The organism is Candidatus Omnitrophota bacterium (genome assembly GCA_028715415.1).
GTDB lineage: Bacteria > Omnitrophota > Gorgyraeia > Gygaellales > Profunditerraquicolaceae > JAQURX01.
This window is the reverse complement of sequence record JAQURX010000001.1, coordinates 1-22,578: the sequence shown is the minus strand read 5'-3', so window position 1 is coordinate 22,578 and position 22,578 is coordinate 1. Positions and strand designations below refer to the sequence as shown.

26 protein-coding genes are annotated in these 22,578 nt (G+C 37.3%); all 26 read right to left on the bottom strand.

The features are described 5' to 3' along the window. Positions 1 to 66: 66 nt before the first annotated feature. Positions 67 to 651, bottom strand: a complete 585-nt coding sequence (locus tag PHO70_00130; protein ID MDD5431384.1) for a lysophospholipid acyltransferase family protein — start codon at positions 649 to 651, stop codon at positions 67 to 69. Further along, positions 648 to 2,030 (bottom strand): phosphoglucomutase/phosphomannomutase family protein, encoded by a 1,383-nt coding sequence (locus tag PHO70_00125; GenBank protein MDD5431383.1) that lies wholly within the window; start codon positions 2,028 to 2,030, stop codon positions 648 to 650. Before PHO70_00125 ends, PHO70_00130 begins: the two co-directional genes overlap by 4 nt. After that, on the bottom strand, positions 2,020 to 2,661 hold the full coding sequence (gene rpe, locus PHO70_00120; GenBank protein MDD5431382.1) for a ribulose-phosphate 3-epimerase: 642 nt from the start codon (positions 2,659 to 2,661) through the stop codon (positions 2,020 to 2,022). Before rpe ends, PHO70_00125 begins: the two co-directional genes overlap by 11 nt. Beyond that, positions 2,661 to 3,227, bottom strand: coding sequence for a nicotinate-nucleotide adenylyltransferase (nadD, locus tag PHO70_00115; GenBank protein MDD5431381.1), 567 nt, complete (start codon positions 3,225 to 3,227; stop codon positions 2,661 to 2,663). Before nadD ends, rpe begins: the two co-directional genes overlap by 1 nt. Further along, positions 3,224 to 4,480, bottom strand: a complete 1,257-nt coding sequence (locus PHO70_00110; GenBank protein ID MDD5431380.1) for a glutamate-5-semialdehyde dehydrogenase — start codon at positions 4,478 to 4,480, stop codon at positions 3,224 to 3,226. Before PHO70_00110 ends, nadD begins: the two co-directional genes overlap by 4 nt. 9 nt (positions 4,481 to 4,489) lie before the next feature. Next, complete coding sequence (gene proB, locus PHO70_00105; GenBank protein ID MDD5431379.1) at positions 4,490 to 5,560, bottom strand: glutamate 5-kinase; 1,071 nt, start codon at positions 5,558 to 5,560, stop codon at positions 4,490 to 4,492. Then, complete coding sequence (gene obgE, locus PHO70_00100; protein MDD5431378.1) at positions 5,535 to 6,494, bottom strand: GTPase ObgE; 960 nt, start codon at positions 6,492 to 6,494, stop codon at positions 5,535 to 5,537. Before obgE ends, proB begins: the two co-directional genes overlap by 26 nt. Positions 6,495 to 6,521: 27 nt before the next feature. Further along, positions 6,522 to 6,836 carry a 50S ribosomal protein L21 gene (gene rplU, locus PHO70_00095; GenBank protein ID MDD5431377.1) on the bottom strand — a complete coding sequence of 105 codons (315 nt, stop codon included), beginning with the start codon at positions 6,834 to 6,836 and terminating at the stop codon, positions 6,522 to 6,524. 180 nt (positions 6,837 to 7,016) lie between these two features. Continuing rightward, positions 7,017 to 8,465, bottom strand: a complete 1,449-nt coding sequence (locus PHO70_00090) for an Rne/Rng family ribonuclease (protein MDD5431376.1) — start codon at positions 8,463 to 8,465, stop codon at positions 7,017 to 7,019. Further along, positions 8,458 to 8,748, bottom strand: a complete 291-nt coding sequence (locus PHO70_00085) for a TIGR03936 family radical SAM-associated protein (GenBank protein MDD5431375.1) — start codon at positions 8,746 to 8,748, stop codon at positions 8,458 to 8,460. The genes PHO70_00090 and PHO70_00085 overlap by 8 nt, the downstream gene beginning before the upstream one ends. A gap of 102 nt (positions 8,749 to 8,850) precedes the next feature. Continuing rightward, positions 8,851 to 10,779, bottom strand: coding sequence for a secretin and TonB N-terminal domain-containing protein (locus tag PHO70_00080; GenBank protein MDD5431374.1), 1,929 nt, complete (start codon positions 10,777 to 10,779; stop codon positions 8,851 to 8,853). Further along, positions 10,776 to 11,165, bottom strand: a complete 390-nt coding sequence (locus tag PHO70_00075; protein MDD5431373.1) for a hypothetical protein — start codon at positions 11,163 to 11,165, stop codon at positions 10,776 to 10,778. Before PHO70_00075 ends, PHO70_00080 begins: the two co-directional genes overlap by 4 nt. Further along, positions 11,146 to 11,748: a type 4a pilus biogenesis protein PilO gene (pilO, locus tag PHO70_00070; GenBank protein MDD5431372.1), complete on the bottom strand. Its 603-nt coding sequence runs from the start codon at positions 11,746 to 11,748 to the stop codon at positions 11,146 to 11,148. Before pilO ends, PHO70_00075 begins: the two co-directional genes overlap by 20 nt. Then, positions 11,745 to 12,347, bottom strand: coding sequence for a PilN domain-containing protein (locus PHO70_00065; GenBank protein ID MDD5431371.1), 603 nt, complete (start codon positions 12,345 to 12,347; stop codon positions 11,745 to 11,747). Before PHO70_00065 ends, pilO begins: the two co-directional genes overlap by 4 nt. 1 nt (position 12,348) lies before the next feature. Continuing rightward, complete coding sequence (gene pilM, locus PHO70_00060) at positions 12,349 to 13,428, bottom strand: type IV pilus assembly protein PilM (protein ID MDD5431370.1); 1,080 nt, start codon at positions 13,426 to 13,428, stop codon at positions 12,349 to 12,351. Between the two features lie 9 nt (positions 13,429 to 13,437). Beyond that, positions 13,438 to 14,487, bottom strand: a complete 1,050-nt coding sequence (locus tag PHO70_00055) for a hypothetical protein (GenBank protein MDD5431369.1) — start codon at positions 14,485 to 14,487, stop codon at positions 13,438 to 13,440. A 14-nt stretch (positions 14,488 to 14,501) separates the two neighbouring features. Then, positions 14,502 to 14,969 carry a prepilin-type N-terminal cleavage/methylation domain-containing protein gene (locus PHO70_00050; protein MDD5431368.1) on the bottom strand — a complete coding sequence of 156 codons (468 nt, stop codon included), beginning with the start codon at positions 14,967 to 14,969 and terminating at the stop codon, positions 14,502 to 14,504. Beyond that, a complete protein-coding gene (locus tag PHO70_00045) occupies positions 14,969 to 15,394 on the bottom strand; it encodes a hypothetical protein (GenBank protein ID MDD5431367.1) in 426 nt (141 codons plus the stop codon). The genes PHO70_00050 and PHO70_00045 overlap by 1 nt, the downstream gene beginning before the upstream one ends. Beyond that, positions 15,375 to 15,836 (bottom strand): prepilin-type N-terminal cleavage/methylation domain-containing protein, encoded by a 462-nt coding sequence (locus PHO70_00040; GenBank protein ID MDD5431366.1) that lies wholly within the window; start codon positions 15,834 to 15,836, stop codon positions 15,375 to 15,377. The genes PHO70_00045 and PHO70_00040 overlap by 20 nt, the downstream gene beginning before the upstream one ends. Then, positions 15,811 to 16,191: a hypothetical protein gene (locus PHO70_00035; protein MDD5431365.1), complete on the bottom strand. Its 381-nt coding sequence runs from the start codon at positions 16,189 to 16,191 to the stop codon at positions 15,811 to 15,813. Before PHO70_00035 ends, PHO70_00040 begins: the two co-directional genes overlap by 26 nt. 236 nt (positions 16,192 to 16,427) lie before the next feature. After that, positions 16,428 to 16,916: a prepilin-type N-terminal cleavage/methylation domain-containing protein gene (locus PHO70_00030; GenBank protein ID MDD5431364.1), complete on the bottom strand. Its 489-nt coding sequence runs from the start codon at positions 16,914 to 16,916 to the stop codon at positions 16,428 to 16,430. A gap of 354 nt (positions 16,917 to 17,270) precedes the next feature. Next, the gene (locus PHO70_00025) at positions 17,271 to 18,467 is read right to left on the bottom strand and encodes a MiaB/RimO family radical SAM methylthiotransferase (GenBank protein MDD5431363.1); all 1,197 of its coding nucleotides are present in this window, start codon (positions 18,465 to 18,467) and stop codon (positions 17,271 to 17,273) included. Then, positions 18,454 to 19,191 (bottom strand): RsmE family RNA methyltransferase, encoded by a 738-nt coding sequence (locus PHO70_00020; protein MDD5431362.1) that lies wholly within the window; start codon positions 19,189 to 19,191, stop codon positions 18,454 to 18,456. Before PHO70_00020 ends, PHO70_00025 begins: the two co-directional genes overlap by 14 nt. Position 19,192: 1 nt before the next feature. After that, positions 19,193 to 19,843 (bottom strand): sulfite exporter TauE/SafE family protein, encoded by a 651-nt coding sequence (locus tag PHO70_00015; protein ID MDD5431361.1) that lies wholly within the window; start codon positions 19,841 to 19,843, stop codon positions 19,193 to 19,195. A 1-nt stretch (position 19,844) separates the two neighbouring features. Beyond that, the gene (gene amrB, locus PHO70_00010; GenBank protein ID MDD5431360.1) at positions 19,845 to 21,344 is read right to left on the bottom strand and encodes an AmmeMemoRadiSam system protein B; all 1,500 of its coding nucleotides are present in this window, start codon (positions 21,342 to 21,344) and stop codon (positions 19,845 to 19,847) included. Next, positions 21,331 to 22,452: an AmmeMemoRadiSam system radical SAM enzyme gene (amrS, locus tag PHO70_00005; GenBank protein MDD5431359.1), complete on the bottom strand. Its 1,122-nt coding sequence runs from the start codon at positions 22,450 to 22,452 to the stop codon at positions 21,331 to 21,333. The genes amrB and amrS overlap by 14 nt, the downstream gene beginning before the upstream one ends. Between the last annotated feature and the right edge of the window lie 126 nt (positions 22,453 to 22,578).

The window sequence follows — 22,578 nt, the reverse complement described above, 5'->3', positions numbered from 1 at the left end:
TCCTTCGACCATGAATTTTAATTCCAAGCAATAATGAAACATTATAAAAACATAAATCCGATATTTTTAACATGAAATATTTTTAATATTTACCATTATCATCCCAGCAATCTCCTGATAAGGCATATCTCCTTCAATTATAATTTGTTTGCCGAATCTTACAGATACTTTAGAAAACTTTAACGCTGTCGAACCTTTTGGCAAAGCATCCTTTGTGCCTTGGACATATGCTGGCACAACCGGAACCTTAAGCTTAGCTGCCAAAAATCCTACTCCTTCTTCTGGCTTACCTATGGAATCTCCCTCATTACGCCTTCCCTCGGGAAATAAAAGTAATCCTTGTCCTGCCTTAACGCGCCTGAACGCCTCTCTAATAGCCCCGATATCAGCAGCATTTCTATTAACCGGAAATGCCCTTAAGGAAAAAAGCCAGCGGCTAAATAAAAAACCGGTAAATAATTCTTTTTTTGCCATAAAATTAATCATGCGCGGACAGGCAGCCGATAAAACAATCGGATCCATGTGGCTAACATGATTACTGGCTAAAATAAATCCACCCTTCTTTGGGATATTTTCTAAACCAGTTTGCTTAAAACCAAAAAAACATTTTAGAAGAAACTTGGCCAGAAATTTGCAAAACCAATACATCATTTATTTAACATGAGATCTTTGCCGAGGTTAAGTAGTTTTTTTGCGCGTTCTAACGAGGAAGCCTCTGCGTAAGTTCGCATAATCGGCTCAGTACCTGATCCTCTAAACATTAACCAGCTTTTATCTTCACAAATTAGCTTTATCCCATCATAATCTTTTATCTCAACAACTCTCTTGCCCAATAATTCTTTCGGTAAATCTTCTTTTTTCGGCTCAACGCGTTTTTCAAGATGAAAATCCGCCCGGACATAATAATACTTTCCGAATTTCTTTTCCGTTTCGTTCAAAATTTTTAAAATATCTTTATTGCGATATGACATCATTTCAAGCAGCAACAATCCGGCAACTGTTCCATCTCGTTCAGGAATATAACCCTTAACCCCCATTCCTCCTGCTTCTTCCCCTCCGGCAACAATATCCTCAGTTTCCATTAGATTTGAAATATACTTAAAACCAACAGGAGTCTCATATAATTTTACGTTCAAAAACTTCGCGATATTATCAATCATGGTTGTGCCGCAGATTGTTTTTACTATCCCGCCTGACCAGAGCCTATCTTGATTAAGATGAAGCGCCAGAAGCCCTAAGATTTTTTGCGGATGAATAAATACTCCTCCGGGAGCAACAGCAGCAATCCTGTCAGCATCGCCGTCAAGCGCAATACCTAAATCAAATTTTTCTTTTTTTACTCTTAATTTCAATTCTTCCAAATTCTCTTCAACAGGCTCCGGACGCCTTCCGCCAAAAGATGGATTTATAGTGTTACGCATAAATTCCAATTTTATATTTGTATCCTTTAATATCTGAGCAAAAAAACTATCTCCTGAGCCATACATGGAATCAACCAAAACCTTAAATTTCTTGCTTTTAATCTTCTTTAAATCAATATAAGAACGAATAAATTTTACATAATCACGCGTAAAATCTTCCACATGAATTTTTGTAGATTGGTCATTTTCCCCTTTCACAGGAGTTTTCCCTAAGCGGTTTTCCACATCTTTTGTCACCTCAAGGCTGGCAGCGCCTCCCGATGAATTCTTTATCTTAAAGCCATTATATTCGGCCGGATTGTGGGATGCGGTGATCATAACCCCTAAATCAAGTTTCTTTAATTTTACTATTAAACTTAAATTCGGAGTTGGAACTGGCCTGTCTGAAAGAAAAACTTCAATTCCATTGTTACTTAAAACTTTTGCTGTTATGCCTGCGAAGTTACTCGACATAAAACGCGTATCAAAACCTACGGCGACTTTCTTGCCAAAGCCTAAATAATCAGCAACCGCCTGAGAAACAATCTCGAGGTTTTTAAAAGTATAGGTATCTGCTATAACCGCTCTCCAACCATCAGTCCCAAATTTAATTTCAATGTTATCCGGCATCTCTAATCCTTTCTATAGCTGTTTTTCTGTTTTTAGCTCCAAAAATATATGAACCGGCTGCTATAATATTTGCGCCTGCCCTGATTACATCTTGTGCTGTTTTCTCATTAATCCCGCCATCAACAGAAATATCACCTGAGAATATACTTCGTAATTGTTTTATCTTTGGTAAGACCTGAGGAATAAAAGCCTGCCCTCCGAATCCGGGATTAACTGACATAACTAACACAAAATCCACATAACTTAAAACCGCTTTAATTTTTGACAAAGAAGTAGCTGGATTAAGCGAAACTCCAACCTTAATCTTCTCTTCTTTTAAAATAGCCGCTTGTTTCTTAAACTCTGCAGCACTAACTGTCTCAATATGCATAGTAATCATATCGCTTCCAGCAACAATAAAATCTTTAATATATTTCTGAGGATTTTCAATCATAAGATGCACGTCGAGAGGAAGCTTTGTTGTCTTACGCAAGTATTTAACTACAACCGGGCCAATAGTAATATTTGGCACAAAATGCCCATCCATAACATCAACATGAATCATATCAGCTCCCGCAGCTTCCACGGATTTCACCTCTTTATCCAAACAGCTAAAATCAGCAGATAGAATTGAAGGGGCTACTTTAATTATCATAAATACAACTTCCTTTTGTTTATATAATCAAATACCGCTTCCGGGACCAAATAGCGAAACGATTTAGACTCTTTTATGCATTTACGCACTTCAAATGCCGAAACATCTATCGCCCTTATATCCATAGTAGTTATGTAAGTAGGGATCCTCTCTAATGGGTAACCCGGACGGGTTGCAACAATAAACTTAACTATTTTAATAATCTCACTTAAATCTTTCCATTCATCAAGGTATTTAAGAAGATCCGAGCCGATAATAAAATACAACTCATCATCAGGGAACTTTGCCTTAAATTCTTTTATTGTGTCTATTGTATAAGAACGGCCGTTTCTTTTTATTTCAATATCGGAAACAAAGAAAAATTTATTCCCCTTACAAGCCAATTTTGCCATTTCAAGCCTATCTTTAGCATCGGCGATATTGGAATTATCTTTATGGGGAGGAAGAAATGCTGGGACAAAAATAACTTTATCCAATTCCAACTTCTCTCTTGCTTCTTCAGCAAGAATCAAGTGGCCCAAATGAACTGGATTAAACGTCCCTCCTAAAATACCTATTTTCATCCTCTTATCTGCCCATTCCCAAAAACCATATATTTATAAGTAGTTAATTCCTCTAAGGCCATCGGCCCGCGGGCATGCAATTTATCAGTTGAAATCCCTATCTCTGCACCTAGACCAAATTGATTTCCGTCGGTAAAACGGGTTGAAGCATTAACATAACAACAAGCAGAATCAACTGTTTTTAAGAACTTTAAAGCATTTTCATAATTCTCGGTAACAATTGAATCTGAATGATGCGAACCATAATGATTAATATGCTGCACAGCTTCATCTAAATCATTTACCACCTTAACTGATAAAATCAAATCCAAATACTCAGTTCCATAATCTTTAACAGTAGCTTTTTTAATACCTTTTACAATTCTTTGCGTTAATGCGCAGCCCCGAATCTCAACAGAGGCTTCTTTAAAGTGCTTTATCATGCCGGGTAAAAATCTTGCAGCAACATCTTTATGTACAAGCATGCTTTCCATTGCATTGCACACTCCCGGACGCTGCACCTTAGCATTAAAACAAATTTTAGAGGCCATATTCAAATCAGCCCATTCATCTACATAAACATGACAAATACCTTTGTAATGCTTGATAACTGGAATCTTTGAAAGACTAACCACTTTTTTAATCAGGCTTTCTCCGCCACGGGGAATTACCAAATCAATGTACTGATTTAATTTAAGTAGTTCATCTACAGCACGCCGGTCAGTGGTTGAAACAAGATTAATCAAGCCTTGCGGCAAATTATGCTTAATTAAGACTTCTTCAAGTATTTTGTAAATCTGTTTATTTGTATTTATTGATTCTGAACCACCTCTTAATATAACACTATTTCCTGATTTAAAACAAAGCCCGATACAATCAGAAGTAACATTAGGACGAGATTCATAGATTATTGCAATCACTCCTATCGGGACACGAACCTTATGTATCCAAAGGCCCGATGGGACCTGCCAGCCCTTAATAGCCTCTCCAACAAAATCATTAAGCTTTGCGACATCCAATAAAGAATCCGACATTAAAGCTATTCTTTTATCATTAAGGACAAGCCTGTCAATGAGGGCTGCCGATAAACCTGATTTTCTCGCAGCACTCACATCAATCTTATTTGCAGAAAGAATAAGGTTCTTTTTGTATATTAAACTAGCTGCCATATCCTTAAGCACAGCGTTTTTCTTGGCGCCAGAAACTGTTAGCATGAACCTGGAAGCAGTTTGTGCACTCTTTGCCATCTCCAAAAGTTCATTCTTAATATTCATTAAACACCCCTATAATATAACTAAATTATCCCTATGTACTATTTCTTTATCGTGGCGGGTTCCCTTAATTTTATCCAATTCTTTGGAGGAAAGATTTACTCTGCCTCTTGCAAACTCATGGTGCTCTTTATCTCTTATACTAACAACGTCTCCTGATTGAAAACTTCCTTCTATGCTTACAATACCGACGCAAAGTAAGCTCTTCTTGTTCATTAGAGCAGATTTTGCTCCCGCATCCACTAAAATCTTCCCCTTAGGCCTGGCAGAAAAAGCTATCCAACGTTTCTTAGCATCAAGATTATCACTGGAAGATAAAAATAATGTGCCCTCTTGGCCCGGATTCTTAGCACTTAACAATAAAATATCTTTTGTATGCCCGTTAGCGATTACGCAAGAAATGCCAGAATCCGTAGCAATACGTGCTGCCTCAATCTTTGTAATCATACCACCAACACAAGTTTTCTTATTTGTAGGGCACGCCAAAGCTTTTATCTGAGGAGTTATTTCACTAACCAGCCTAACCACTGTCTTTTTATCTTTATCTAAAAGCCCGTCCACATCGGAAAGAATAATTAAAAGATCAGCTCCGATGAGCGTTGCAACTAAAGCAGAAAGGCGGTCATTATCGCCAAATTTAATCTCATCGGTTGAAACTGTATCATTTTCATTTATAATAGGGATACTTTTTAATTTTAATAATGTAACTAGTGTATTTTTTGCATTTAAATAACGGATGCGCTCGTCGAAATCTTCCCAAGTAAGAAGCAGCTGGCCGCAATCAAACCCGGTATTCTTAAAAAATCTCCGGTAGACATCCATCAACTCCGGCTGGCCCATAGCTGCAGCTGCCTGTAAAACCGATAATTCCTTTGGCCTATCTTGTAACTTTAGCAAAGACATGCCTAAAGCAATTGCTCCGGAAGAAACAACTACTACCTCTCTATCATCCTTAACAAGTTCGGCAATCTGCGAGCACAGATTAGAAGCAAGAACAGAATCAAGCTTGTCTTTTTGAGAGTATAAAAGGCTTGAGCCAATCTTTACAACAATACGCTTATACTTTTTTTGCAATTGCTTCAATTAGATCCTCCAAACCTTCGCTTTTTAAAGCAGAAATCGGATAAATCTTTTTCTTAATATGCTTCTTAAACCTTTCCAAATTTGCAGCTGCCCCTTCTATATCCATTTTGTTTGCAACGATAATCTTTGGCTTTTTATAAACGTTATTTCCGTAATTCTTTAATTCGGCGTTAATAACTTCGTAATCTTTTAGAGGGTCTCTATTTTCAAAACCGGCCATATCAATTATATGGATAATAATTTTGGTGCGCTCAATATGCCTTAAAAATTTATCTCCTAAGCCTTTGCCTTCTGATGATCCTTCAATTAAACCGGGAATATCCGCGACAACAAACTTCTTATCATGAAAATTAACAACGCCTAACACCGGAGCTTTAGTTGTAAAAGGGTATGACGCGATTTTTGGGTGTGCGCTTGAAATTGCAGAAATAAAAGTTGATTTACCCACATTTGGGAATCCTACAACTCCAGCCTGAGCAATTAACTTTAAATCAAAGAGCAATTCTTTCTCTTCGCCGGGTTCTCCCGGAGTTGCTTCTTGGCGATGGCGATTGCCAATTCCCCCCTTACCACCATTTGCTGCAATAATCTCCTGGCCATCCTCATCTAAATCGCGCAAAATGCAGCCGTTCCTAATATCTTTAATTACAGTGCCAACCGGAACACGGATTAAAATATCTTCAGCATCTTTGCCCTTTTTATGCTTTCCCGAACCATGTTCTCCGTGATGCCCGTAAAAATGCCTATTGTATTTATAATCAAGAAGAGTGTAGAGGTTACGGTCAGCCCTTATAATAATATCTGAACCTTTACCACCATCTCCTCCATCGGGGATACCTTTACGTACATATTTATCACGGTAAAGGCTTTTACAACCTCTTCCCCCGTCTCCGCCTTTTACATATACTTTTGTCTGATCAATAAATACGTTCAAGTTACTTACCTGTTACCTTTTTAAGCATTAATCAAGCTTAATTTCTTTAATCTTCAAACAAGTAAGCTGCTGACGATGCCCTTTAGTCCAATGAGAAGACTTTCTGCGGCGGTATTTAAAAGAAATAACCTTATCAGCCTTAGTTTGCTTAAGAACAGTAGCTACAACCTTAGCTTGCTTCAAATAAGGCTGGCCAATCTCCACTTTCTTGTCTTTACAAGCCAAAAGCACCTTATCTAAAACAATATCCTTACCATCAGCTACAACTTGTTTCTCCACTTCAATAATATCATCTTTCTTGACATTATATTGTTTTGCTCCAACTTCAACTATTGCATACATTTTTGTCTCTCCTTTTGAGCACAAGCTCATCCCAATCCATCTGCCCTACCAAGGGCACACTTTGCCTTCCAATAGGCAAAAGTGAAATAGGATTGGGGATTGATCAATATAAATTCACTAGTCTAAAGAAATAATAGTATATACTATTAAACAGGCTTGGTCAAGGGGAAAAAAGCTATTTTAAGCTAGTTTTACTTCTTCAATATGTATGGCAGGATTAGAGATAAGATTGATTTTTACCCTAAACTTATTCTCAATAAACCTCAAATTCTCTTTATTCTTCAAAACCTCATCCACAACCGCTGGATTTAGCGTTAAATTGGCCTGCTTAACTGATTTGCCTCTTAAAAACCTTCTTAACTCCTTTAAAGCGTAAATTGCCATTGTAACAGGAGATTTAATTTTACCTTTTCCCTGGCAATACGGGCAGCTTTGGTAAGAAAGCATGTGAGCCGTTTTATGTATACGCTCACGGGTCATTTCTACAACACCAAACTTTGAAATCCCTGCAACATCATACTTTGCCTTATCAAGGCTTAGGGCCTTTTTCAAAACATTAAAAACTTCTCTACGATGGCCCTCTCTTTCCATATCAATAAAATCAATTACAATAATACCACCTAGATCCCTCAAAACTAACTGACGGGCAACTTCAAGAGCTGCTTCGCAATTAACTTTAAAAGCTGCTTCTTCCTGTTCAAGGTTCTTCTTAAATCCACCGCTATTAACATCAATTACAACTAATCCCTCAGTAGGCTCAATTATAAGATAAGCCTTTGATTTAAGATAAACCTTAGTTTCAAAAATTTTATTTATCTGCCTATCAATATCCTTCTCTTCAAATAAATTATCTCCCTTATAAAGCTCGACTTTTCTAGTCAGATAACTTAAAAATGCCCTCATAAAACGCTGGATCCTGAAGAATTCTGGCTTAGAATCTACAATCAGCTTAGAAACATCGTCGGTAAACGAATCCCTGATAGCTCTAAAAGTCAAGTCGTATTCTTCATAGACTAAAGATGGGGCTTTTTGCTGCTGAGCAATCTTCTCAAGCCTCTTCCATAATTTAAATAAGAACTGAGCATCGCGCAATAATTCCTGTTTATTTTTTCCGCTGGCAGCAGTACGCACAATGTAGCCAACACCCTTAGGTAGTTTTAGTTCGGAAAACATCTGCCTTATACGCCTTCTTTCATCATCATCTTCAATTCTCCTGGAAATCCCTACCTGTTTTTCAGCTGGCATTAACACAAGGTACCTTCCCGCAATGCCGATATGTGTTGAAAGCCGAGGGCCTTTTGTACCAAAGGACTCTTTGACAACCTGCACAAGCACTTCCTGCCCTTTTTTTATTTCATGAGGAGCTTGTGATTGAGTTGGAGGAGTTTCAGATAACTCATAGGCTGACTCTATCTCTGAAAGGTAAAGAAAACCTTTTTTAGGTAAACCGATGTCTACGAAAGCCGCCCCAATTGAAGGAAGCACAGCTTCAATTTTTCCTTTATAGATATTCCCAACAATAGTTCTATCCTGAGGCCTCTCAATATAAAACTCTTCTAATTGCCCGTCTTGGACAATCGCTACTCTTTTTTCCTGCGGTTCAACATTAATCAATATTTCTTTAGACATTTTTTATCTCTATTCCAATTGGTAATTGTTTTTGCAGTTTTTCTCTAAAATCTGCGGGGCTCATTTGTTCCTTTAAAACAATAATCCCTTCTTCGTTTTCACTCTCAAGCCCAAGCTTCAATGCCCGCTTAAGGCTTATTTTAGGATGCGGACTAAACCCTTCTGTTATTTTAACCGGTAAATCTGCCCTGCGGACAGCACGTGCGAACAATCTCATTAAATCCAAATGAGAAATATAGCGCGCTAAACCTTTCTTTGTAAAAACAAAACTGACTTCAAACATATTTAAAAAAAATTAAGCGCTCTTTGACACTACAGAGAAAACAAAAAATAGATTAGAAAATTCTTGTGAGCGCCTATTATAAAAATTATTTATTTAATAACCTTATTTCTTGTTTACAACTTTCTTCTTGCTCTTGTTTGCCTTAGCTTCTCTTTCAACAGCCAACGCATCTACACCTTTTTCCAACTGCGCAAGTTCTTCAGGAGCATAATCGCCATCTTTTATTAATTTAGCAGTAATAAACATAAGCAAATCAACTTTTTGAGTATTATAAATGTCCCTTCTGAACAATCCCCCGAGAATAGGAATTTTACTTGCAAACGGGACACCTATAGTTTCCTTAGCTTTTACATCCTTAAGCAAACCTCCGATAACAACTGTTTCCCCATCTTTTATTAAAACTTGAGTTTGTGCTTCACGCACATCAATAATCGGATAGCTTGTCGTAATAGTAACACCACCTGCCGAGTTAGTAGCAGTTATGCTTGAATTTGAAGAAGTTACGCTCGGATGAATAATCATATTAACAAACCCTTCATCATTTATCTGAGGTACGACATTCAACCTTATACCAATTTCCTGGTAATAATCAAGAGTTTGCACCAATGTTGCGCCTTGCGTCGTGGTCGCAGCAGATACAGAAGAAGTAAGAATTGGCGTATGATACCCAACTAAAATAGAGGCTTCCTGATTATCAAGCGTTAGAATTCTAGGAGCTGAGAGAGTATTCGTCGTAGTATCCTCTTCAAGGGCATGGATGACCGCCTCAAGTTTTGTCCCGGTAAGTTTTTGGAAAACAAGCTGTGCACCCAAAGAATAAGGTTGGACTCCCGTAACCGCCGTAGTACCTTCTTTTGGATTAAAAACGGAAGGAGTAAACTGAGAACCCAACGAATGCCCGCCTGCGGCTACAGTTGTATCCCTAGCTGCGTTTTTACCAAAAGAACCCATGCCAACTGCAGTTTGTGTTGCGTTATTGGAACCCCCAAACCCAAGATCCACACCCAAATCTCTTAACCTATTTTTGTTTACCTCCATAAGCTTTGTTTCAATTAAAACCTGTTTAGGCTTTTTATCAATAATAGGCAAGATTACATTACGGATCCTGTCTAAAGAAGAAGCTGTATCGGTAATAACAAGGATCTTTGATTTAACCGAAGATTGAAATTCCGCTTTTTTTGAAACCAAATCACCCGCAGCATTTTTTTCAATAGAAATCGTTTCAGTTTGCGCTGATTCTTTCTCTCTTACTATGCCTGATTTCTCCTGCGTTTCTTTTCCTATCTTAAAAGTTCCGAATTCCCAGCCTTTCTGTCCCCTTGCATACAAAACAGAAATTTTCCCCCTCGGAGACAATAACGAAATCAAGATTTTCTGGGCATCCTGCGCATCAAGAAACTTAAGCACAACAATTTCTGTCTGCAATGGCTCCTCGGCTTGAATTTTAGAGATATTTTCCAACTTTGTAACCAAGATAATATTCCCTTGCCTCTGATAACCGAAGCCATATGTCTTCAAGATTACATCCATCGCGGTTTCCCACGGGACATCTTCAAGCCGTATTGTAACATTGCCAATTACATCAGGAGTTGAAACAATGTTAACACCGGATTTGAAAGCAATGATTTTTAAAACATTTTGGATATCCGCTTCTTTGAAATCAAGCGTAACATTCTGCGATTTGGATATTGAATCCGTTATATTCGCAACAGGCTTAATTTCAATATCTACCTGAGGAGTTACTACAACTGCAGGAGATATTGCTTGAACCGGCTCTTCATTGGCTTTTGAGAAAGAAACCTCCACAATTCTTGATTCTACCAACGGCTGTTTTGCCACAGGGCTTACTTCAGGAGCAGTCTTTTGTTCCTTTTCTTTAGCTACAACCGTAACTGCTGACGAAGCTTCTTTGACTCCAACCGTACTAGACTCATTCTTAAGGCTGGTCTCTTTTACTTCCTGTCCTGTTGAATTTTTGCTTGGTAATATAAGAAATATAATAAAACAAAAAAGACACAATAAATACCTCATTGACCCTCCTTCTTTAATTCTATCTCTAAAGCTTCACCTTCTCTAATAAAAATTACTTTATTCTCTTCTATTTTTAAAACCTGATAATCAGACACCACATCTCCAATACCAACAACCATTCCGTTTACCACAGCAAAAGACCTGCCATTCTTATCGTAGATAATCCCTTCTACCGCCAAATTACCTCTTTGCTCCTCTTTATCCAATTTCATCAGACGTCCGTCGGTGGTAACAAGAGGAATAAAGGGGTTCCTTTTGCCCTTAGCATCATATTTAAACGTTTCTTCGCAAAAAATAACTGAATGCGCATAAAAAAATATTGCAAGAAAAACAAACACCAAACCAGAAAACATACCAATATTTTTATTATAATATTTTCTTAACATAAGTCTTCAACTGCAAGTTTACTTTTTGGCGCATATAATTCTCACCTTCAGGCATAATTTTCAAACTCTGCACCATAATTAAGACATCGGAATTCTCTAAATCATTGATAAAAGCACCCAGGTTATGATAAGCGCAAAGAAGTTCCAAATCAATTGTAAAAGTTGAAAGCTTTGAAGTCGCAACGGGAGCGCCGGGTTTATTAGTTTTTGGAGCCGTTGCAACCGGCACATCCTTACCCGGTTTCATCTGCCCAACCTTAATATCGTTCTTGTTGGCAATGTCTGAAATATCTTTAAATAACGAGGAAACCTGATCTTCAGAAACAAGCCTTTTACTTTTACTTAAGCCTTTTTGAGCAACTTCTGCTTGCTTCTTTTTTAGCTCTTCCATCTTCAACAAATCATTATCAAGAGAACTCAAATCTTTCTTTAACTTTTTAATTTTCGGCTCAATAACACTTATTGAATCCATTTGTTTACTTAAAATAAAGCTATAATCAAGATAAGAAACCACAATAAATGCAATAAAAATCAGCAATATCTTTTTATTATCCAGATTAAATTTATCAAAAAAGTTTATCATTTTGTTTTTAAGGCACAGACCAGTATAAAATCCGCTATCTCAAAAGTACCGATTGATTTCTTTTGGACCTGATTCAAAGCTATATTAGAGAAATCTTTAATAAAAACAGGATCCTTTTTTAAAGTATCAATAAATTTATTAATCAAATTGACTTCCTCTTTTTGCAAAGAAACTACAGAACCGTTTAATGATAATTCTTTTGCATTAATAGTAACATTAGTAAACCATATTCCTGACGGCAAATCCAAACTCAATCTATTTAATTTTTGAGCCCAAAGTATTCTTTTAGAAACCAAATCCTGCGTTTCCAAAGCATCTTTAGCCTGAGCGGAAGTTTCTTTATTGAATTCATCCAAAGCCTTTCTCTTAGATTCAAGCATCTTCCATTTCACATCCAACACGCCCATTTGGGCTTTACTATTTAAATCTAAAATAAAAAGGATGACATGGACAAACACCAAAATAACTACAACAATCGGGATTAAATTAAGCGCTTTTTTTGCCTTTAAACCCATAGCAGCAAGATTTGCGCCTTCTTTTTTTGGCTTAGCTTTGGCTTTCGCTCTTAATTCTTCCGGTAATAAATTAATTTCTATCATTCTACGCCCTCAGAGCTAATCCTATCGCAACAGGTAGCTGGCTTGAAATCTCTTTTAGCTTTTGCGCATCTAAGTTTTGCGGTAAAACCATTTGTTTCAAAGGATCCCAAATTTCTACTTCAATCCCCAAAAAAGCTGATAAAGCTTCTCTTAACCCTGACATCTTACTTCCCCCGCCGCTAATAAAAATTTTGCTTACTGCCGAAGTACTCTGGCTTTCATAATAATCAAATGATGTCCTGATCTCCGCAGCCAAACTTACTAATACGGAATCAACAATGGCATTAATCTTATCGGGTTGTTTAGCAGGCAAGGATGTTGAGGATGCCTGCACTTGAGCTGGAGATTTGGCGATTGCCTGAACTTTATCAGGATTAAGCTTTAATTCTTCAGCATTATTAAATTCTAATCCCAAAGTGTCCATAATCTTTTTTGTAAGGTTAGAGCCTGCAATATGGATATCCCGGCTTAAACGCGGCATACCATTTTCAACAATATTCAGATTGCTGGTAGCAGCGCCAATATTAAGAAGTGCCACAACCTTATTTTTCAAACTTTCTTCGGCGTCGTAATTAAAATTAAAAGCGTTTATAAGTGCTACAGAATCAATATCAATTAAATTTGGCCTTAAGGAGGCTTCCTCTAGTAGCTTAAGCCGCTGGCTTACTATATCTTTTTTTACCGCGGCAAGCAAAACAAGCATTTTCCCATCAGGCAAATCATCTTTTAAGATGACTCCGTCCAGATTAATTTCCGAGATTGAAAACGGGATATGCTTCTGTGCTTCAAATTTTAAGGCTTGCTTCAATTCATCTTTGTTCATCTTCGGGAAATTGACATACCTAATAACGGTTGCAGGCCCTGAAACAGAAATATTTACAAGGTCAATCCCGAAGGATTGCTTCACCTTCTTTAATAAACTAGCCAAGTCAAGTTGAGCGGAATCTATTTCAAAAGCACAAAATTCAACCGCATCTTTTGTAAACCTTAACTTGACCGCTTTTATGCTCTGCGAACCGATATCAAGCCCTACAGAAAATCTTTCTTTAGTGAATTTTGGTTTTACTTCTGGTTTTGCCATTATTAAATTTTAAGGATTCTGCAAATCTCTCCAAGAAATAACCTGCACACCGGGATTAATATTTAATCCTGCCAATGCATCCATATATGTTTGATTATAGCCGATATTTACACTTCCATTTACCCTTGCTCCTAATTCACCTGCCCATACACCACCATTAACATTTAAATTACCCCCACCACCACCGTTAACCCGGAATTCCCCACGTGTATAGATACATCCATCTACAGTTCCATTGCCATTTAAAGTAGTATCTTGCGTGGCGGTAAGATCATTAATTACATCCCCTGCTACGACAATAAACCCGCCCACAGTGCCTCCGCTTGGATTAATTGATAAATCTCCCATGATATAAACGACATTAGGCACGCCCGGAGAAAACCAAAAAGAAGTAGGAAGATTCTGGCTTCCGGAAACCGTATTTTTTAATTTATTTCCAACATATGCATAGACATTATTTTGTGACTGGCTGATTGTTAATAATTGCTGGAAGTCCAACATCGCTAAAGGGCTGATAGCCGGGTCTTGCGTATGTGTCCCTGTTATATTACTTGGGCTGGTAATGCTGCCAGCGTACCGGACATTACCATTAATATTATATGCGTTGCCGTTAAGAGTAATGTCTCCTGCTGAATAAATTGCATTGTCATAGAAATCTGCCGGTATACTCCTTCTGGCAGTAACCTGGATAATACGTTCTGTTCTGGGTGTCCCAGCTGCTACAAAAGGTATTATCCCATGAGCAGTAATTACACGGTCTGTCGGCACTGTAACATCCGGAGCAATCTCAAAAAAATAACCACCTGCAATATCATTATTGGCAACCATACGAGTTCTTGCGCTTGCGCCATTAAAATTATAATTTAAAGCTAACTGCCGCACCCCTTGAGTCATCGCTGCCTCTGCTAACCAAAAAGCTTGGGCTGATTCCAAATGTTTGCTGGCAACCCTGCCTTCTGAAATACTACGGGAAATAGCAACTGAACCAATAATTGACAAAACAAGAATTACAAAAAAAGAAATAATTAAAGCGATTCCCTTCTTATTCATTTTAATCATTATCGACCTCATTTTTAAGGATTCCTTAAATTAATTTCTTCTCTTAACGGAAATTGCAAAGTTCTTCCTCCTCTATATACAAGACTCTCCGTTAAACCTATGGTTAAAATATGGCTATTTTGGATAAATAGTAAATTGGCAACATTGTTTCCAACAACTCTAATCGTACCGGCTGGGAATTCACGTACAAGCTGGTTATTTAAAACATAGTAAGAAATACCGGCTCTTCCAATAGTGCTAAAGGTAATCTGGTTACCAGTGGGAGTGATAACAATGCTTCCTGCTAGAGTCGGATTCAAAGCTTCTCTTAATTCTTTAACCATTGTATCCATAGCCCTTCTGGTATTCTGTTGTAACATTAACAAGACATTTCCTTCATTAAATGTCTTTTCCCCAACAGTCAAAGTTGCATAAATACCAACAATTAAAAAACTAAATATAAGAACAGAAATCAAAGCTTCTAAAAGCGTAAATCCCTTCATCAATATTCCGTCAACTGCGTTCTAAGGACTATACTTCGTCTTCGCATCAAAGGACTAGTTGTTTGGTTGTCCCAACTTACTGTAACAGTTACATCTAAAGGATCGCCTATGCCGTTTGGCATTGCAGCAACAACTGTTTCATTCACTAAGGGGGCAGAATTTAGATTAGCTTGAATATCCCCGGTATTATAATTCCACGTAGCATTATTAATTCTTCCTGCAACTGAAGAAAAACTCGTATCTCTTATCCGCTCCATCACCAATTGGCCATGAGCAACTGCAGTTGTAAGATTGCGGTTTGACTGATTCATTAATAAAGAATTAATAAATAATACCAAAATAGAAACAAGAGTAAAACTAAGCAATAAAGCCGCTACCATCACCTCCATCAAAGATAAGCCTTTCTTATTGAACCGGCGCATCATTATTGGGGCTGGCTGGGCCGTCTGCTTTGGCCCAAATAGTGCTATCCTGATCTGTATAGAAGTATCTTCCTCTTAAAACATTAGAAACAGGATTAGCATTAATTGTAAAGCTGTCATCTGTTACTTTTGTATATACAAATGTATATTTCTGTTTTACTCCCGAATTAGCCCAAGAAGAATCAATATAAGCTGGATTAGCATTGGCCAAAACTGATAGATCTGCAGGGTATACCCCTGTATCAAGATGATACGACTGACAAGCATTGCTTAAGGTTTTAAGATTGGCTAAAGCAATGCCTTCAGTAGCTACTGTCCTACTCCTCATAATATTAACCGTAGCAATACCCATTAAAACTACTAAGATACCGACCACCACCATAATTTCTACTAAAGTAAAACCGCTCTTTTTCATATGATTATTCCTTTCTGCTGCATCTTTCATTAGTTAGTAACCCGCCAGTAGAAACAGCATAGATTACCCCTCCTGTTAAATTACATTTAACTGGAGTTGCATAACAATTATACCCGGAAGCCTCAAGCCTCGGACAAGCATAATAATAACCCTTTATCGGAGAAAGAGAAACATAATCTTTATCAAGATATGCAGGATTTGTTTTGATTAAAGCAGAAAAGTTTGAAGGATAAGCGCCTTGTTTATCTTTTGCGTAATTCTCTAAGGCGGTTGAAATTAACTTGAGGGTAAGAGAAGCGTTTGATTCATTTTGGATAGTTGAAATCTGGATTATTTTCTCAACAGCAATCCTTAAAAAAAGAGCACAAACTGCAATTGCTATCATTATTAAAACAAAACTTCGCGCTCTATTATTTATCTTCATTATTTTTTTAAGAAAAATTATTAAGTTAAATAAATTTTAGCATAAAACCGATTTAAAGCAAGAGAAATTTAAAAATTTCCTTATAATTCTTTATCTATATATTCTTACATTATAATTGGTTATAAAAAATTAAAGACAAAAAAGGCGCCCCGAAACTCGGGACGCCTTTTTTGCAAAACAACAACTTTAAAGAATTATTATTGTGTAGGATTCAACGCTGCACAAACAGCGGCAGTAGCAATAGCGCCGCCATTAGGATCAACTCTGATAACTCCATCTCCCTGAACACAATAAGATGCAACGCCGGTTACATTAGCAGCCACAGGAACGCAAGATGCCATAAATTCCTGATTATTGGCAGCTACTACTAATTCACCGAAATTGTAACCAGACTTTGCGCAAGGTGGAGCACCGCAACCCAATGTCGCATCAATATAAGGCGGATTAGCACCGCTTAACCCGGCTAATGTAGCTGCAGCACCACCGGGAGTCATCTGATAACTTCCGCTGGTTGAACGCAAACTCTCCATCGCTGTAGAGATTGTCTGCAATGCTGCTTGAGCTGCTGCTTGATTAGCATTAACTCTTGCACGTAGCAAGTTAGGTATAGCGATAGCTGCTAATAAAGCGATAATTGCAACTACGATCATGATTTCGACTAACGTAAAACCTTTTCTGTTTTTCATTTTCACTACCTCCTCCCTAAAGGAAAATTTGACTTGATACCACGCTTACCTCTTTGATTAAATTATTATAACTTCTATTTCAGTTGTAAGAGGCACTTACAGCGCTTGTCACCTTCTGCTGATTTTATACCACCCCCCTTCAAGCTTGTCAAGCATAAAAAAACCTATTCTCCATTTTCTAGAGAATAGGTTTTATAATCTTAATAATAATTTGTAACTATTTGAATCTATGAATGTTTTATAAATACGTTCTTGTTGCCCCTATTCCAAAATGGCGCATATAAGTATCTATAATCTTAATTAAGTATACCACATGCGTGAGTGTATTTCAAGCTATTAGGGACACATCCTGCTTTAGGATGTGTCCCCTAGTTTTCCTATTTTGGCCTTTACTAATTTATTCTTCAGGTTAAGTTTTGACTTAACAACCACCTTTAGATAATTATCGCTATAGCCCTCCCAATATTCCGGGTTATCTTTAGCCCTTGCCTCAATAAGAACCTTCATCCGTTTTCCGATAAAACTCTTCCTAAATCTTTCCGCGCAAACCCGAGCAACTTCTCTAATTTCCTTCAATCTCTCTTCTAACTCTTTTCTATTAAGCTTATTTTCTAAACAAACTGCCCTTGTCCCCTCTCTTGAAGAATAAGGGAAGACGTGTGTTCTTAAAGGTGTAACTTCTTTAATTAATTTTATGCTATTTTCAAAAGCTGTTTTACTCTCCCCGGGGAAACCCACCAATATATCAGTAGTAATCCCAATCTGAGGCACAGCTGTTTTTATTTTCTTAATTAATTTTACATAATCCCTATGTATATATTTACGGTTCATTTTTTTTAAAATTCCGTCATCTCCACTTTGCATAGGAATATGTAAATGCCGGCATAACTTTTTAGACTCTGCCATTTTCTTAATTAACTCATCTGTTACATCTGTTGCTTCAATAGAACTTAACCTAATACGGATAATTCCTTCAATTTTCTCCAACGCTTCAATTACTTGCACTAAATTTAACTTTGGCCGCAAATCTTTTCCATATGCACCAAGACAGATTCCGGTTAAAACAATTTCTTTAAAACCTTTTTCGGCTAAAGCCTGCGCCTCCCTTACAATACCATCTAGCTTTCTACTCCGGGAAGCTCCACGCACTAACGGAACCTTGCAATAAGAACAAAAATTATTGCAACCATCTTGAATTTTTAAGAAAGCGCGGGTATGCCGGGCAAAATCGCTTATTCCTTCGGAGAAAAAATTCTTACCGACAATTAATCTTATCCCTTTAATTTTAGCTAAAGCATGAGGATTGTTTTCAACAAGGCATCCCGTAACAATTAACTTTGCTTTAGGATTCTCTCTTATGCAACGCAGGATTCTTTCTTTTGATTTACGGTCAGCGATAGACGTAACTGTGCATGTATTAATAAGGCAGTAATCCGCAGGCAAGCCCTCTTTTAATTCTTTAAAGCCACGAGATAAAAATCTCTCTCGGATACTTTGGGTATCGTATTGATTAACTTTGCAGCCGAGAGTATATAATTTAATTGTCTTCATATAGTTTAATGAAACTGGCAGCGGCAACTGCCGCAGTTTCAACCCGCAGCACAGATCCACCTAAAGAAACCGGGATAAAACCAAAACTCTTTGCTTTTTTAACTTCTTCTTTACTAAAATCTCCCTCCGGGCCGATAAGCACTAAAACACTTTTACCTTGCGCACATTTTACTGCTTCCTTTAATGTTTTGCATTCCGAGCATAAGTTTGGAATTAATTTTACTTCAAAGTTTGCTGAAATCTTTAACAACCCATCAAAAGTAGTTACAGGATCAACAACGGGAATACTTGTTCGCTGACTCTGTTTTGCAGCACTTAAAGCAATCTTCTCCCAACGTTTATGGCGCATTTGGCTTTTGCTTTTATCAATCTTGATAATTACCCGCTCAGTTTCAAGAGGAATAATTCTTTCAACCCTAAGCTGCGTCAACTTATCAATAATATCGTCTATCTTTGATTTCTTTGGGATTGCACAGGCAACAGTAAGCTTAATCTCGTTTTTATTTAATTTTGAAGATTTTCTTTGAAGAATATTTGCTGAAATTCCATTCTCTGTGATTTCAGAAATTTCCGATAAATATTCGTTACCGTTTTCATCAAAAACCGCTATTTTCTCTTTTTCTTTCATGCGCAAAACATCCTTAATATGATGCACCTGCTCGCCATCATTAATTAAAATTTTATCGTGTGAAATATTCTTTATACTTGAAAAGAATCTATTCATTTTATAAAATCCTCCTTAACAACTGAATTGCGAAAAAAATAAGGATACTGCCGCATAATATTGAGAGAATCCTAGAATAAACCTTTTTCTCTTGCACTTTAAAACGCGGAATTAATCCAGCCCCCATCGAAAGCGGCAAGAGTAAAGACAATGTCGTCCCTAAACCAAAAGATAAGCTGTAAACAAAAGCAAAATACCAACTCTTAGAAACCAAACCAATATAAGATAATACTGCTAACAATGGCGCGCAAGGTAAAATACCTGCTATTAATCCTAATATAACGATGCTTTTAGTATCCCGCTCTAAAATATGTTTACACAAAAAAGCGCTAAATATATGCGACTCTACTCCAACAATCATTAAAACCCCAATTAATACAATAAAACCTACCCCCAATATCACTATATATTTTGTAAAACCTGAAAATAAATATGCGGGAGTAAAGTTCCCCAAGAAATATGCAATTATACCAAAAAGGCAATAAATAAAAGCTCGGGCCAAAGAAAATAAAAAATATGTCCTAAAGCTTCTAACGATATTTTTGTTGGTTCCGACAATATACGATAAAAGTACCGGCCCGCAACTAATTAGGCACGGCCCTGAGCCGAATAAAATTCCTGAAATAAATAGGCTAATCACGATATTTAACAAATTATTTTTCCTTCTCTGAGAATACCTCGGCAGTAAAGATATATATTTCGCAAGATTTGTCTTTCCAGGCATCAGGAGAAAGACCGGCTTTCTGGCTGCAAAGGTTTGATAGAAATTCTTCTTTTGACCAACCGGTTTCAGTAGCTACTTGAGGTAAAAATACGCCACTTCTAAATCCTTTTTTCACCAACACTCCATGCACTCCTAATTGTATTTTTTCAGCTGAATCAATCTTTTCCATAGGGCTAAGCACGGAAATTTCTATTTCTATGTCTTTTAGTTCCGGCAATTCAACACTGGGAAAACGCGGGTCTCCGGTTGCCGATTCAACAGCCATATCTCTTATTGTCAGATAAAGCGGCTGTGTTCCGACGAGGTTGCCTATACAACCACGCAATTCTCCTTTTTCATGCAAAGTAACAAAAGCACCAAAATCTTTGAGTAAAATTGGGTCCGTTTGAGTTAATTCTAATTTTTTGTTTGTCTTAAGATAAGTTTCTATGGATTCCCTGGCAATTTCCAGCAACTTTTTTCTCTGCTCTTTATTTAGCATTGCCTGCTCTCCTTTTTTCTGTATAATGGCCTCTTTAGGCTTGGATATTACACAACTTGTGTAACCTACCGTCCAATTCCCCTTAACGCGCTTATCCGTTACTATTGCAGAATTTGTATATTTTAAAACAGTTAAATTATCAAACCCAAGATCTTTAGATAACAGTAATGCGGCGACAGCGCCAAACCCCCCGCATAGCTGTAGTTTATTTTCCCTAAGGCCGTCGTATAAACCCTGGGCATCCATATTTACCAAAAAAGTCAACGTCAGGTTATCAACTACCTGTGCTTGCTCAAAATCATAACCGTGATACATATCGCTTGATACAACTATCAAACAATCATTGCGTTCTCCAATAGCGCCCTTTAAGAGCCCTGCAAACCTCTGAATCGTAGAAAAAGAACAATCGCCTATCACAACAGGGACAATCTTAAAATCGCTTAATGTTTTCTGTAAAAATGGAATTTGTACTTCAACGGAATGCTCTTTATCAAAAGCCTGCGGCAAATATGAAACCTCTTCTTCTTTATCGAGTAATTTTTTAGTAAATTCATTGTCTACTTCAACATCCCCTAAAGGAGTCCTGAACTTGCCTTCTTTATAAATTGAAACTCCACTAAATCCATATTGGTGGCTGGTCCCTAAAATCACAACCGTCTTATAAGGCTTATCTTTTATTAATTTATAACCAAAGGCTGCCGTCTGCCCGGAAAAACCATATCCAGCGTGAGGGCAAATTATCGCAAGCACTTCTGCGTCTATTTTTTCAGGGTTAGCGTTATTAAGAAAGATACCTATTAATTTAGATAGCTGTTCTTTATTGTCAGGATAAAATGCCCCTGCTACATTAGGCTCTTTGCAAACTTGGGCAAAACAGGCACAAGATACAAGGCACAAGGCACAAAATAAAAAACTACAAATTAAAAGTTTTTTACTAATTCCAAACACCTTTAATCTCCTCTTTGCAAAACTTACATTTTCCGTCAATAATATTATTCTGCGCTACAAAATACCCTTTTCGCTCAATGATAATTTTCTTGCATTTCGGGCAAAAAGTATTTTCCGCCGGATTCCCGGGAAGATTTCCTATGTAAACGTACTTTAACCCGCAGCCCAGCGCTATCCTATGCGCATTCTCCAAAGTTTGCGCGGGGGTAGGGTTAAGTGCGATAAGCTTGTAAGTTGGAAAAAATCTTGAGAAATGAAGCGGCGTATCTTCTCCAAGGTTTTCTTTAATCCATAAACACATCTTTCTTATCTCATCCTCATTATCATTATACCCCGGAAGAATCAAATTAGTAATCTCAATATGCACGCCTTCATCTTTTAAAATCTTTAAACTCCTAAGCACAGGATCAAGTCTTCCTTCGCAAATACTCTTATAATAATCATCGGTGAAGCCTTTCAAATCAATATCTGCTGCATCAAGATATTTTGCCAATTCTCTTAAAGGAGCTTCATTAATAAAGCCATTTGAATGCATCACATTTTTAATCCCATGCTGTTTGGCTAGCTTTGCTGTTTCAAGCATATATTCAAAGAATATAGTTGGCTCTGAATATGTATAGGCAATGCTTGGCCTCCCAGACTCAATCAATTTCTTAACTAGGTTCTCTGGCTCAATATAAAAATATTCAACCTCTTCGGGAAGCTTTTGTGAAATCTCCCAATTCTGGCAGAATTTACATTTCAAATTACAACCTGCTGTTGCAATTGAGAATGTTTTAGTTGCAGGCAAAAAGTGGAAAAAAGGTTTTTTCTCAATAGGATCATCAAATGTAATTGTAACCGGCTTGGCGTAAACAAGAGTATACAAAACGCCTTTATGATTCTCTCTTGTCCCGCAAAATCCACGTTTTCCGTCGGGGATTACACAGGTACGCGGGCAAAGCTGGCATTGCACAACACCCTTATCCAGTTTTTTATAGAAGGATGCTTCTTTTAAATTTTCATTTGCTTCTATGCAAGACGTCTTAAAGATTTTAGGCAGAAATATACAAACAGAGACTAAAGAAAGAAAAATCAATAAGGATAAGAAATTTTTGAGATTTTTCATTGCTCGGCGAAAATATTTGGGTGGGGCCGAAATACATTATTTCGGCATCCATGTGAAATTTTATTAATGAAATTTCACATGGACCTGAGCGGGATCGAACCGCTGGCCTCCTCGTTGCGAACGAGG